Origin of the sequence: Schleiferilactobacillus harbinensis (genome assembly GCF_008694105.1) — a bacterium.
GTDB lineage: Bacteria > Bacillota > Bacilli > Lactobacillales > Lactobacillaceae > Schleiferilactobacillus > Schleiferilactobacillus harbinensis.
Genome location: NZ_CP041364.1, coordinates 1,035,671 through 1,049,558, shown reverse-complemented (window position 1 = coordinate 1,049,558; position 13,888 = coordinate 1,035,671). Strand labels below are relative to the sequence as shown.

At 50.6% G+C, this 13,888-nt stretch carries 10 protein-coding genes; 7 read left to right on the top strand and 3 right to left on the bottom strand.

The genetic code is table 11. The features are described 5' to 3' along the window. The 4 genes from FMM01_RS05410 (at window position 1) to FMM01_RS05395 (ending at window position 4,804) form a co-directional block, all read left to right on the top strand. Entirely contained in the window at window positions 1–963 is a 963-nt protein-coding gene (locus tag FMM01_RS05410; RefSeq protein WP_027828676.1) for an ATP-binding cassette domain-containing protein, read from the top strand. A gap of 3 nt (window positions 964–966) precedes the next feature. Beyond that, complete coding sequence (opp4B, locus tag FMM01_RS05405; protein WP_027828677.1) at window positions 967–1,926, top strand: oligopeptide ABC transporter permease; 960 nt, start codon at window positions 967–969, stop codon at window positions 1,924–1,926. An 11-nt stretch (window positions 1,927–1,937) separates the two neighbouring features. Further along, on the top strand, window positions 1,938–2,858 hold the full coding sequence (locus tag FMM01_RS05400) for an ABC transporter permease (protein WP_027828678.1): 921 nt from the start codon (window positions 1,938–1,940) through the stop codon (window positions 2,856–2,858). 170 nt (window positions 2,859–3,028) lie between these two features. Next, the gene (locus tag FMM01_RS05395) at window positions 3,029–4,804 is read left to right on the top strand and encodes an oligopeptide ABC transporter substrate-binding protein (protein ID WP_150391861.1); all 1,776 of its coding nucleotides are present in this window, start codon (window positions 3,029–3,031) and stop codon (window positions 4,802–4,804) included. A 254-nt stretch (window positions 4,805–5,058) separates the two neighbouring features. Here FMM01_RS05395 and tnpC read toward each other — a convergent pair whose 3' ends face one another. The 3 genes from tnpC to FMM01_RS05380 all read right to left on the bottom strand — a co-directional run bounded on the left by tnpC (window position 5,059) and on the right by FMM01_RS05380 (window position 7,242). Further along, window positions 5,059–6,615: an IS66 family transposase gene (tnpC, locus tag FMM01_RS05390; RefSeq protein WP_150391860.1), complete on the bottom strand. Its 1,557-nt coding sequence runs from the start codon at window positions 6,613–6,615 to the stop codon at window positions 5,059–5,061. A 98-nt stretch (window positions 6,616–6,713) separates the two neighbouring features. Beyond that, the gene (tnpB, locus tag FMM01_RS05385) at window positions 6,714–7,073 is read right to left on the bottom strand and encodes an IS66 family insertion sequence element accessory protein TnpB (RefSeq protein ID WP_146995656.1); all 360 of its coding nucleotides are present in this window, start codon (window positions 7,071–7,073) and stop codon (window positions 6,714–6,716) included. Further along, complete coding sequence (locus FMM01_RS05380; RefSeq protein WP_027827606.1) at window positions 7,048–7,242, bottom strand: hypothetical protein; 195 nt, start codon at window positions 7,240–7,242, stop codon at window positions 7,048–7,050. The genes tnpB and FMM01_RS05380 overlap by 26 nt, the downstream gene beginning before the upstream one ends. 585 nt (window positions 7,243–7,827) lie before the next feature. Between FMM01_RS05380 and FMM01_RS05375 the strand changes: the two genes are divergently transcribed. From FMM01_RS05375 to smc, 3 genes are all read left to right on the top strand, one after another. Beyond that, window positions 7,828–9,480: a rhomboid family intramembrane serine protease gene (locus FMM01_RS05375; RefSeq protein WP_150391859.1), complete on the top strand. Its 1,653-nt coding sequence runs from the start codon at window positions 7,828–7,830 to the stop codon at window positions 9,478–9,480. A gap of 129 nt (window positions 9,481–9,609) precedes the next feature. Beyond that, the gene (gene rnc / locus FMM01_RS05370) at window positions 9,610–10,323 is read left to right on the top strand and encodes a ribonuclease III (protein WP_027827678.1); all 714 of its coding nucleotides are present in this window, start codon (window positions 9,610–9,612) and stop codon (window positions 10,321–10,323) included. A 29-nt stretch (window positions 10,324–10,352) separates the two neighbouring features. Further along, window positions 10,353–13,877 (top strand): chromosome segregation protein SMC, encoded by a 3,525-nt coding sequence (smc, locus tag FMM01_RS05365; RefSeq protein ID WP_190973459.1) that lies wholly within the window; start codon window positions 10,353–10,355, stop codon window positions 13,875–13,877. Window positions 13,878–13,888 lie beyond the last annotated feature (11 nt).

Genomic DNA, 13,888 nt, shown 5'->3' with positions numbered 1-13,888 from the left:
ATGTCATTAATTGAGATCAAAGACCTCAACATCCATTATCCGATCCGCTCCGGCTTCTTCAACCGAATCACGGATTATGTTTATGCCGTTGATGGAATCAACTTCGATATCGAAGAAGGCGAGACATATGGCCTGATTGGTGAATCCGGATCCGGCAAGTCGACGACTGGTAAGGCCATTGTTGGGCTAGAAAAAGTTACTTCGGGTCAAATTTTGTATAACGGTCAAGACGTGACTAACCGGCATGAGCGTAAGAAAATCAAGTATAACAAAGATGTCCAGATGATTTTTCAAGATTCAATGTCAAGTCTTAATCCGCGGAAACGGATCGAGGATATCATTGCCGAACCAATTCGCAACTTTGAAAGTATGACCGATACCGAAGAACGAGATCGGGTCAAGGAATTGCTGGATATCGTCGGCATGCCGTCCGATTCAATCTACAAGTATCCCCATGAATTCTCAGGTGGTCAGCGGCAACGGATCGGGGTCGCTCGGGCAGTGGCAACACATCCGAAGCTGATCGTAGCGGACGAGCCTGTTTCAGCCTTGGATTTATCCGTTCAAGCTCAAGTGTTGAACTTTATGAAGCAAATTCAGAAGGAATTCAACATTTCTTACCTATTCATTTCTCATGATCTGGGCGTGGTTAAACACATGTGTCGGAACTTAGCCATTATGCACCGCGGTCGGTTGGTAGAAGTTGGTACGCGGGAGGACATTTATAATAATCCGCAGCATATCTATACCAAGCGTTTACTGGCGGCAATTCCTAAAGTCAATCCATCCGGCCGAGAAGCCGATAAGGCGCATCGGCGTGAAGTGGAGAGGGAATTCCAAGACCACCAAGATAAATGGTACGACAAAGATGGCAAGGTCTTTCCACTGCAGCAGATTACCGCGACCCATTCCGTGGCTTTACCCCCGGATGAGGTAACGCAGATCAAGTCGGAGGTGGGTTAGCACATGTGGAAGACAATCTTGCGGCGGGTAATTTTGATGATCCCGCAAATCATTATCTTAAGTTTGTTCATTTTCTTGTTAGCTAAAATGATGCCTGGGGATCCGTTTACTGGTCTGATCACGCCGAATACGTCGCCAAGCCAAATTGCCAAGTTGCGGCAAGAGGCCGGACTGAATAATCCATGGTACGTACAGTATGTTTCTTGGGTTGGCAGAGCGTTTCATGGCGATTTTGGGATGTCTTATGCGATGCAGCGGCCAGTAACGGAGATTATTGGTGAACGGGCAGTCAACACTCTTTATCTGGCAATCCTCTCCGTGATTATTACTTACGTCATCGCTATTCCGTTTGGCGTTTGGGCCGGCCGTTATGAGGGAACATGGATCGATACGTCCATTCAATTTTACAATTTCATTTCAATGTCCACGCCCTCTTTCGTCGTTTATTTGCTGGCTATTGCTGCCTTTGGGTTTGGACTTAAATGGTTCCCCACAAGTGGATCCGTGTCAGTTAGTGCAAGCGGCTTTTTCGGCATAATTGCCAGTCGAATATACCACATCATTCTTCCGTCAATATTAATCGGAATATTGACTAATGCTAGTACTGTGCAATATTTGCGGTCAGGAATTGTAGACAATAAACTCGAAGATTACGTCAAAACAGCGCGTTCAAAAGGTGTACCGGAACGGGTAGTTTTCAATAGACATATTCTGCGTAACTCGCTGTTACCAATTGCGGCTTTCTTCGGTAACGTAATTACCGGTCTGCTGGGCGGGGCCATCTTTGCTGAGACTATTTTCTCCTATCCAGGGATGGGCAAGCTATTCATTGATTCAGTGAATGGTCGTGACTATTCAGTAATGACTGCGCTCGTTCTGCTCTATGGTATCTTGACGTTGTTGGGCAACTTGCTCTCAGATATTATCATGAGTATTGTTGATCCCCGAATTCGTATTGACTAGGAGGAATAGAAATGGCGGATACGAAAAAAAAGCAACAGACCGACGCCAAGGGGAATCCTATTGTTTCAGCACCCCCTAGTGGTTTACGGGTTATCTTGCGTGAATTTACCCATGACAAAGCCGCGATGGCTGCCTTTATCATCATGATGGTGATCATCCTTGGCGCAGTAATTGGCAGTTTCTTTGTACCCTCATCCCGGTATACAGATGTGAACATTTTGCAGCAATGGGCTAAGCCGGGAACAAATGGTTATCTTCTTGGCGGTGATGATGGTGGTCGTGACGTATTGTCATCACTGATCGTGGGGATGCGTAATTCAATTGCCATTGGCTGGTGTGTTGCGATTTTGATTGAAATTATTGGCATCACCGTTGGTTTACTGTCAGGTTATTTTGGCGGTTGGGTCGACAATATACTGATGCGAATTACCGACTTCTTCATGATTTTGCCCGCATTGATGATCCAGATCGTGGTCATTACTATTGTGTCGCGGTTCAATATTTGGGTGTTGATCATCATGATTACTGCTCTCGGTTGGATGTCCACTGCCCGACTTTACCGTGCTGCTGTGTTAAGTCAGGCTAAGCGTGATTATGTGCTGGCGTCAAAAACATCAGGGTCCAATAGTTTCAGAATCATGTTTCTGGAAGTTCTACCCAACATCAGTTCACTCTTGCTTGTCGATACAACTCTGAGTTTTGCTACCAGTGTCGGCATCGAGACAGGGTTAACCTACCTTGGCTTTGGCCTGCCAGACACAACACCAAGTATCGGCCGACTGATTTCTTATGCTTCTGATCCTGTGTCCATGCAACAGTACCCATGGAGCTGGCTCCCGGCGACACTGATGCTGATTGTATTGTCACTTTCAGTAAACTATGTCGGTAAAGCATTGCAAAGAGCCGCGGATTCTCGGCAGCGTTTAGGTTAGTCTTTCCACAGCGCCATTGATTGCTTCAAAAATTAATTATTGGGTGTTGTAAATGAGAGATTGCCATGCTATTATGAAACCAACGTTGATATTCCGCTGAGGTTACGGATGTTAAACGGGATTCTGTTAAATGCCATTTCTTTTATGGAATGGCCGAGGAGGAAATATAGATGAAGAAAGCAACAATCGCCGGGCTGGTGACGTTGGCTTCTGTTCTCGCTGTTACGTTAACAGCTTGTGGCAACAGTAGTTCAAGCTCCAGCTCAAGCAGCAGCAGTTCAACGTCAATTAAGAAGTTGTCATTCCCCGATACAGTGAAGAATGATAAGACGGCAATTAGTGGCGGCTCCTTGACTATGGGACTAATCACAGATACGCCATTTAAGGGTATTTTTAACGAGGAACTGTCCGACGATAACAATGATTCGACTGTTATGCAATTTGGTTCTGAAAGCTTGTTCAAGACAGACAGCGACTACAAGTTTGTTGATGGCGGTGCTGCAAATCTGAAGCTGGACCAAAAGGCAAAGACAGCCACCATCACGATCAATCCCAACGTCAAGTGGTCTGATGGTCAGCCTTTGACTGCTGACGACATCGTTTATGCCTACAAGATTATTGCGAACCCAGCGACTAAGTCATCCCGTTATACTGACAGTTTGGCTAACATTGTTGGGATGGCCGAATACAATGCTGGTAAGGCTAACGAAATCTCCGGTATTCAAACTCCGGATGGTGGTACTGGTAAAACTGTAATTCTCCACTTCAAGCAGATGAAGCCGGGCATGATTAAGTCTGGGAACGGTTATATTTGGGAAAGTGCAGCGCCGTATCACTATCTTAAGGATGTACCATTCAAGAGCTTAGTCTCTTCGGACAAGATTCGTAAGACACCACTGTTCTTTGGCCCCTATCAGTTGAGCAAATTGGTTGCAGGTCAGTCTGCAGTTTGGGTACCGAACAAGTACTATTATGGTGCTAAGCCTAAGCTTTCTAAGATTACTATTTCAACTGTTACGCCAAGCACAGCCGCACAGGCAATCAAGTCGAAATCCTATGATATTTTAGGCGTTCAGAACGCTCAATATGCAAGTGTTAAGAACACCAAGGGCGTTCAATTCATTGGTCAGATTCCTTTATCATACAGCTACCTTGGATTCAAGGTTGGTAAGTTTGAAAAGGGTAAGAACGTTGAGGATCCTAATGCAAAAATGAACAATGTTAAACTTCGTCAAGCCATTGCCTATGCAATGAATATTGACCAAGTACAACAGAAGTTCACTGGCGGTTTGACTTTCCGCATCCCAACATTGATTCCGGCACAATTTGGCGACTACTTTGATAAATCTGCTAAGGGCTTCCCGTATAACATTGCTAAGGCCAACAAGTTGTTAGATGAAGCTGGTTATAAGAAGGGAAAAGATGGTTACCGGACTGATCCTAAGGGTAAGAAGTTAACAATTCACTTGGCTATGATGTCTGGTAACGTTAACGCTGCAGCTATTTCTAAGAACTATATCCAACAGTGGAAATCCATTGGTTTACGGGTAGAGTTAACTTCCGGCAAGTTGCTTGAATTCAACTCCTTCTATGACAAGGTTCAAAATGACTCTAAGGACATTGACATGTTCATGGGTGCTTGGAGCTTAAGCTCTGAGCCTTCTCCTAACGATTTGTATTCAGCCGGTGCACCGTTCAACTTCACTCGGATGAATACCACCGAACAAAGCAAGCTGCTGGCCGATATCGATTCTGCGGCTTCGTTCAACGAACAACATCGTATTGCTGCCTTCAAGAAATGGCAAGAATACATGAACAAGGAAGCTTACGTAGTACCGATGACGAACAGTTGGAGCGTTACTGCGGTTAATGACCGTGTTAAGGGTTACACTCTCAAAGTCGGTGGTCCTAACGTTTGGGCTGACGTTGCTGTAACTTCTAAGTAATCTGTCTTTTAATCACTGATTAGCACGTGTCTCATATGAGGCATGTGCTTTTTTGTTGCCACAATCTGAGCAAATTGCTGTGTAAGCGGTCGTTGAAATGTAAGCGGTCGTTAAACGGGTATATGGTTCGCGCCGTAACCTCCTTGTATGCTTGAGTCATCAAGTACACAGTAAGAGGTCGTTAAACAGGCGTATATGAAAAAGTGGCGCAACCCTCTAACATAAGGATTGCGCCACTGCTGTACTCGAATTATTTATTCGTGGCAGATCTCCTGCACTTTCGGTGACCAGGGTAAATAGTCCTGTAGGACCGTCAAGTCCCCGGGCACCGGCAAATTAGGTAATGCCGCAAACAAATAGTTCAAGTATTGACGAAGGTCGAGGTGATTTATCTCTGCAGTTTTGAGCACACTTAATAAGATGCCCGTCGCTACGGCGCCGCATTTGCTCTGTGAGAAGAGCCAATTTTTACGACCGATGACCAGTTCTTTGACGGCGCGTTCGGCCCGGTTGTTCGATAGTTCAAGTCGGCCGTCCAACAGGACTGCCCGCAAGCCAGCCTCATGCTTCAACGCATAGGTGATGGCTTTGCCCACCTTGGATTTTGGCAGATAGCTGCCGTCCAACGAGACCAGCCAAGCGAAGAACGCATCCATGACAGGTTTGAGTCGTTGTTCGCGCTGGGTTTGACGTTCATCAGCCGACAAGTCTTGCCATTTCTTTTCCCATTGGAAGAGATCATTGCAATACTGGCGGCCCGTTGGGGCCAGCCCCTTGTCTCCGGCGGTCACGGCTTCGTCAAACTTACGACGCACGTGAGCCCAGCAGAAGACATTGGTGACCCCAAGCAAATTAGGGTAAACGGCGTAGGCATCACTTTGCAGGTAGCCTTCGTAGCCGGCCAGGAACCGGGCAGCTTCCTCGTAACCGCGGCTATTACCGTGCTCATACATGACGATCTGGTGGGCGCTGTGCTTGCTGGACGTGTAGACCCAGTAATAGGTCTGCGCCTTCTTTAGATCCAACACCCGGTAGGGCGTTTCGTCCGCATGGATAACGTCTTGAGCCAGCAGATCTCGGTGCATCAGCTTGTATAGGGACTCCAGGTAGCCTTCTGACGCCTTGATGTGCCAGTTGGCAATTGATTGCCGGGTGAAATCGACCCCGCGACTGTGCCACAAGCGTTCTTGCCGGTTGTCCGGAATCTTGTAGGCAAACTTAGCCATGATGGATTCGGTCAAGACGCTTGAAGAAGCTGGACTATGCGGTATGGCTGGGCGAGGCACATCGGACTTCTTAAGGAACTGGTTGCCGCGCTGATTCAAGCAGCCGTTAGGACACGCGTAGGTGTGCCGATAGACGATTGTGTGCAGGAGCTGTGCCGGAATCAAGGTTGCTTCTTCGCGTACTTTCGACCGGCCGATATCCTGCATCTCTTCACCACAGACCGGGCACTTGCGCTCCTCACCTTCGAGCAGGCAATCCTGCTCGTCCAGCGGCAGCTTGTTCAAGTCGGTGCTCTTGGTCCGTGTCGCTTTCTTGAGCTTCTTCTTGGCGACCTTGCGGTCATCACCGGTGAGCTTGTCGATGATGATTTGTTCTTCACCGGTGATGATGTGCTCATTGAACAGGTTCGTCTGGCCATCCGGCAGGTTATCGCTTGATTCCCGGCGCCGACCGAACAACATGCGCTTCAAGACGGCGATCTGTTCCCGGAGGTCCTGATTTTCATTTATCGAATTCTGCAGTGCGGTGCGTAATTGTTCTGGCGAAGCGTCCACCAATCGCACTGCATCTTTTGTGTCTACCAATCGGTGTTCATCCAATAAATATAATAAATGGATTATATCATGTTTTATACGGCGAAGGAAAGAGGAGATGCCAATAAATTATGGCTTCTCCTCCTCAATTAGTTGGTATATCCTGGCTTGAAATCATGAATGGTACGCCGCTCTTGAATACTTAGACCAGTAATCAATCGCTTCAGCTGGTAATGACTGAGATGCTGCACCTCAGAGCGCGTTCGCGGCCACTGCAGGTGGCCGTTCTCGTACCGTTTGTAGTAAAGAACAAACCCACTGCGGTCCCAGTACAGAGCCTTGAACCGATCGCGCTGACTGCCGCAGAATAAGAACAGCGAGTGATCATAAGGCACTTCGTCTTCGCCGTACAGCTCCCGCAAGGAAGCGGCCAAACCGTCGATTCCTTTGCGCAGGTCCGTTTTTCCGCAAATGATATAGATGTTAAGCTCTTGGATATTGGGGAACATTGCCTGTCAACTCCTGGAGCACCACGTGCAGAATTGCCCGGTCAACACCGGTGTAAAACACGACCTCGGCGTCCTTGAGCTTCACTCGTGCTGCAACCTGCGGTTTGACCAGCGGCTTCGGCGACCGGTCGGTCACCTGGATCGGCACGATATCTTTGATTTGAACCATGAAAGGCCTCCTTGTTTACTTGATAAACCAAGTTTACAAGGAGGCCTGCACCGGGTCACGATACCTATGTCAACGACCGCTTACAAAGTGCTATAGTTGCGTCAAGTTAAATTGGTATGTGTATTAGAAAGAAGTTCTAAGGAGGAGAGCATCATGCAACAGGCGCAGGTTTCTAAACACCGTTGGATTGTTGGACTGCAGTTTTTTTCAATCGTTTGGTTTGTTGCCTATCTGGGCATCATGCTATTTTATCCGTCACTTGGGCCGACTGTCACTAGACTTTTGGACCGGGCGGCCACTGCCGTGTTGGTGTGGGTTGGAATCGTTGGTTTCCCAGCGTGCTCCGTTGGGTGTTTGTTTATCTTAGCCAGAATACCAAACGCGGGCATGTGTTATGGACGTTTTTCGTTAATTTGGCGCTGTGGATCGGATTGGCCACGATACTGTGTACTTTGATTTGGGGCGGCCACTGGATTGATGTTATTAATTTGAACACACCAGCACCTGTCCCTGATGTACCTTTCGGATAATATTGTGGTCGGGAAAGTGATCCTATAAGGGGACCTTTTCATCGGGGGGACGGCTATGGCTTTTGAAAGGCATTTGTTGAAGGTATCGCGTGCAACAGAGAAAGACCTGCTTGCCGCTGAACGAAAACTAACTGGCCATCATCGTTCAGATGGTACGACCACCAAGAGTGTGCGGGGTACTCTCCCGGGCAAGCAGACACCCATCTCTACAAAGACTAAGGGAATTTTAACTGCTCGTATCTGGGATGAACGGATGTTAAGGATTGAGGCCGTGTTTGTTGGCGGTTATTTTCTGTTGATGATTATTTGGCCACCGGCCCTTGGCTTCTTGCCCCTGGTGCTGGTTACGATTGGTCTTGTGTGGCTCATTGCAGAGATCCTAAGTCGGGTGTTACCGGGCACTGCCTTTGGCGTATGGTGTGCACACAGCGTGCTCCAGTCAGTGCAATGGTTCAAGGCGGTACCGCCGTGGGCGACTTTGGGATACCTGGGTCTAGCCCTGCTGGCTTGGGCAGCGCTGGCGTTGCTTACTGGCAAAACCAATAATTTCCAGACGACAAGCCCTTATCGCTTGGGTACAATGGTGCCATTGGTTGGGCCGTTATTATTTCCAGCGGGCAGAGAATTAGCAACTGTGGCCGAATTCTTCTTCGGAATTTTGACATTGGGAACCTATTCAGAACATTTCTTGGGCCATCGACGGTTTTTCTTGATCGTAGGTGGCACTTATACGATCATTCAATACATTAGCGTGGCTAATCATTTTCAATACGTTATGCTTCAATGGATGATCTTGGTCCTGGTGGGCATTTCAATCGTTGGCGTGTGGCAAGGCCGATCCTGTCCGGCCTGGCTGCAGGCCAGCGCGTCTGTTATTGGTTATTCGTGGGTAGTGCGATCGTTGCCGCTGGATACTGATGCACAGATTGATTTTGTGACTTGGCTCAGTTTAGCGATGATCCTCGCTGGCGGTATCGCTGCTTTTGCAGTCATGCGAAAGCAGCGGCAACTTCGCCGTGTTGCTTTGAAGAAGTTACCGTCTGTTCCATGGGTGACAATCGGCTTGGACGTTGTCCTCATTGCTTTTTTTGTCATCGAAGTAATCGTTAGTGGGGGCTTAGATCAGTCCAACATGGTGAACCGTGAGGCACTCGCATCGCTGGGATTACCCAATGAGATTGACTCAGTTGGCTCAGCCGTGAGGCAGATGTTAATTTATTCGTTTCTACAACAAAGTATCGGCCATCTTGTTGGAAACTTGATTGGGGTTGCCATTAGTGGACTCGTTGTTGAGCGATTTTTCGGACATGGCCGGGCATTGTTTGCTATCCTACTCGGTGGATTTGGTGCGTCTTTGATCCGGTCAATCGTGACCTTGACATGCAGTGAAGGGGTGTCTCTCTCATTCAGCGTGGGTATCGGTGCCTCCGGGATGGGCTACGCAATACTGGGGACCGGATTAATATCAACGGTTTTCGCCAAGAATATTGCGACAGGGACCAAAGCCATATTTTACTTTCTCGTGTTTCGTAACATTCCATACGCAATATCGGCAGTGATCACTGGTGGGTTGATCAATCCGACGGCGGACGTAGGGGATGATGTCCACGTTTACGGTTTACTTATTGGTTTGGTTGTTGGCGTATTCTTTTTACTCTGGCATCGATTTGTGGTACGTCGGCCATTGCCAGGTTTGAATACAGACTAAATTTAGACCCTGGTCTAGTTACCAGGGCCTTTTTGTGTCCTCTCAGTCCTCCGCCCCTGTTTTTCCGCTCCCCGTTCCCTTATAATGGAAACATTGAAAATTAATGATGATAATAGGAGGAATAGACGAATGGTCGATGCAGCATTTGTTTCTGAGTTGCGCGACCGGTACGGGATCGAGTTCAAGAACTTGCGTCTGTTGGATGAGGCTTTCACCCACTCGTCGTATGCGAATGAGCATCCTGAACTGGGGTTGCGGGATAATGAGCGACTGGAATTTTTAGGTGACGCGGTCATGGAATTGACAGTGTCGGAGTATTTGTACAAGCGTTATCCGGATTGGCCGGAGGGTGAGCTGACGCGGTTGCGGGCGGCGAGTGTGTGCACGCGGAGTTTTTCGATGTTTTCTCGGGAAGCCCATTTTGACAAGTATATTCGTCTTGGTAAAGGAGAAGAGCAGTCTGGTGCCCGCAAACGGCACACGTTGCAGGAAGATACCTTTGAAGCCTTCAACGGTGCGCTTTATCTTGACCAAGGCAAAGATGCGGTCGTGAAGTTCTTGGAGCAGATCATGTTTCCGAAGATTGCGGCGGGGGAATTTTCCGCGGCAAGCGATCACAAGACGTTTTTACAGGAGTACCTGCAAAAGAATGGCCCAGTGGCGATTCAGTATCGTTTACTCGATGAAGAAGGCCCGGCCCATGAGCGCAAGTTTGCGGTGGCCGTGACCGTGGATGGTCAGGAACTGGCTCGGGGCGAAGGCCGTAGTAAAAAGGCGGCTGAGCAGGACGCGGCCAAGAGGGCTTTGACGCTGTTGAAGGCGCAGGCTAAGCAGGCACAGTAGTTTTATTTTAGAAGGGAATGCGCACGAGCATGGGTTTAACGCGCCTACAACTGAAGGGATTCAAATCCTTTGCGGATACGACCACCATCGAATTTTCGCCGGGTATCACGGGGATCGTCGGGCCCAATGGGTCCGGTAAGAGCAACCTTTCTGAATCCATGCGCTGGGTCATGGGCGAGCAGTCGGCCAAGGGTCTGCGGGGCAATCAGATGGCGGATGTGATTTTTGCCGGAACGGAATTGCGCCCGGCCGTCAACATGGCGGAAGTGACGATGGTCTTCGACAACCATGATCATGCCTTGAAGTCCAATTTGCCCCAACTGGTGGTCAAACGGTCGCTGTATGTGGACGGCACCAGTGAATATGCCATCAATGGCAAGGTTTGCCGGCTGAAAGATATTACTGATCTGTTCATGGATTCGGGGCTGGGCAAAGGCTCTTTTGCGATCATCGGCCAGGGACGGGTGGATGAAATTCTAAACTCGAAGCCGGAGACTCGGCGGGATCTGATTGAAGAGGTTGCCGGAGTTTATAAGTATAAAGTCCAGAAGAAACAGGCTGAGGGCCAACTGGCCACGACCATGGACAACTTGAACCGGGTCTTCGATATTACCCACGAGATCAAGGAGCAGCTGGCGCCGCTGGCCGAGCAGGCGTCCATCGCCCGGGATTACCAGAATCAAAAGAGCGAATATGACAAGCTGAACAAATTTGTCCTGGCTGGTGAAATCACGACGCTGACCCAGCAGCAGGCGGCCCAAGCTGACCACTTGGCTGAATTGAAAGGGACCCAAGCTAAGCTGGAGGCGGCTATCAAGGCCGGTCAGGCTGATTTGGCGACCAATCAAAACGAAGTCGCCACGCTGGATGAGCGCTTGACGGCTGCCCAAGAAGACTTGTTGGCCAACAGCAAACAATTGGAGCAGAAAAACGGTCAGTTGAAGCTTGCCCAGCAGCAATCCGATTACGCGGCGTCGACCCGGGCGGAGAAGCAAGAGGCACTGGCCCAGGCTAAAGCTGAGCTGGCAGCGGTGACGAAGACGCTGGCTACCCAGCAGGCGGAATTGGCCAAGCAGACCGCGGCGCTGGCTGAAAACCAGACTGCTCAAGACCGGTTGGCCAACGGCGACGATGCCGGCAAGGACAAACTGCAGCAGCAGCTAACGGACTTGCGCGCCCAAACGGTGGACGCACTGCAGCAGCAAGCAACTGTCCGTAACGCGCTTGGTGAGATCAAGAAGCAGCTGGCTCGGCTGGGGGAAGATACCCCGCTGGAAGCTGTGGCCACTGCAGTACCGGCAGCGTTGGCCAAAAGCGATCAAGATTTATCTGCCGCCAAGCAGGCTTTGGCTGTTGCGGAGGAAACATTGGCGGGCACCGAGCATAACCACCAAATCGGTCAAGAGCGATTGGATGCGCGGCAAAAGCAATGGTATGCTGCGCTGGAGATTTATCAACAAGCCAAGGCCCGTTTGGGGTCTTTGCAGGAGATCAACGAAGACTATGGCGGGTTCTACGCCGGCGCCAAGGCGGTGCTGCAAAACAAAGCGCATCTGGCCAGTATTCACGGCGCAGTAGCCGAACTGATCAAAGTACCGGCCGATTACACGACCGCCATCGAAATGGCTGCCGGCGGGGCGTTGCAAAATATCGTGGTCGACACGGAGCGCAGTGCCACCCAAGCCATCAATTATCTCAAACAAGCCCATGCCGGTCGGGCGACGTTCTTGCCCATGAATGTGATTCAGCCGCGCCGGATCCCCGCCAATGTGCTGGCCACTGTGCAGACGATGCCTGGGTTTATCGGGGTCGCCAGCAGTTTGGTGGATACGCTGGACCGCTACCGCAATATTATTGATAATCTGCTGGGCCAGCTGCTGATCGCCCAAGATTTGGATACAGCCGTGGCGATTGCCCGGGCCAGTCAGCACCGGTACCGCATCGTCACGCTGGCCGGCGACCTGATCAACCCCGGCGGCTCGATGAGCGGCGGGGCCAACAAGCGCAACCAAAGCGGTGTCTTGGCCCGGCGGGCGGAAACAGACAAGCTGGCCGATCAGGTCAAACAAATGTCCGCGGAACTGGATAAGCGGCAGAGTGCCATTAAGGAATTACAGACCAAACTGGCGGGGTTGAGCGACGACCGGACAGCCCAGCAGGCTCAGGTGAGTCAGCTTCGGACAACACTGGCTGAGCAGCAGGAGGAGAACCACCGGCTGCATGAACAGGATGCCCTGGCAGCGCAGCAGCGCAGCCTGCTGGCGAAACAGCAGGACAGACAAGCGCAGCAGCGCCAGGAGCTGACGAGCGAGCAGCAGGACCGGGAAACTGAATTGGCGCGGGTTACCGATCAGCTGGCGGCACTCAAGCAGCAGACCGCCGCGGTGACTGATCAGATCAACGCGGCCGAACTGTCTCAATCCGAGAAATCAGAGCGGCTCAGCACTCTGCGGGACACGGAAATGCAGCTGAGCCAGACCAAGGCCCGGCTGGACACGCAGGTGGCCACGGCCCAGGAACGACAAGCTGGACTGATCGCTCAGGTGCAGCAATTGACGGATTTCTTAACTGCTAAGGATGCGCCGACGAGCCATATCGATACGGCCGCGCTGCAGGCGGATATCACCGACCTGACGGGTGCGATCGATCACTATTCACAACAGATCAAGACCTGGCAGCAGGATAAGGCCAAAGCGGCCGGTGCGGTCAGTGCCGCTCAAGCCCAAGTGGATCGGGACCAGGAATTGCGTCACCAGACTCTGGCGGAGCAAGAAGACGTCGCCGTGGCAGTGGACCGGTTGAAAAACCAGACCAACACCCGTCTGGCATCGCTCAGTGAAGATTACTCGTTGAGCTACGAAGCGGTCCAGGCTGATTTGCCAGCGGATTTCGAATTGCCGGCAACGCAGAAGCGGGTGAAACTGCTGAAACGGGGCATTGATGAGTTAGGCCCAGTGAACCTGAATGCCATTGCCGACCAGGAACGGCTGCAAAAGCGGGCCGATTTCTTACAGCAGCAGCAAGATGATTTGCTCGCCGCCAAGAAACAGCTGGAAACCACGATGGACGAAATGGATAGTGCCGTAGCAGATCGCTTCCTGGCGACCTTCCAAGCGGTAGCCAAGGCCTTTGCCCGCATTTTCCCGATCATGTTCGGCGGCGGTGCGGCCGAGTTAACATTGACCTTGCCCGATGACTTGCTGCACACTGGGGTAGACATCACGGCCCAGCCGCCGGGTAAAAAATTGCAGCAGCTGTCTCTGCTCAGCGGCGGGGAACGGGCGCTGACTGCCATCACTTTGTTGTTTGCCATTCTGCAAGTGCGGCCGGCACCGTTTTGTGTGCTGGATGAAGTGGAAGCGTCTCTGGACGATGCCAATATCGACCGGTTTGCCCACTTCCTGCAGCAGTATCAGAAGCATACGCAATTTATCGTCATTACCCACCGGCGGGGCACCATGGTTGCCGCGGATCGTCTTTACGGCGTTACGATGCAGGAGTCGGGGGTCTCGAAGATGGTGTCTGTATCATTGAAGGAATTCGCTAATTCATAAAGGAGTTGTTT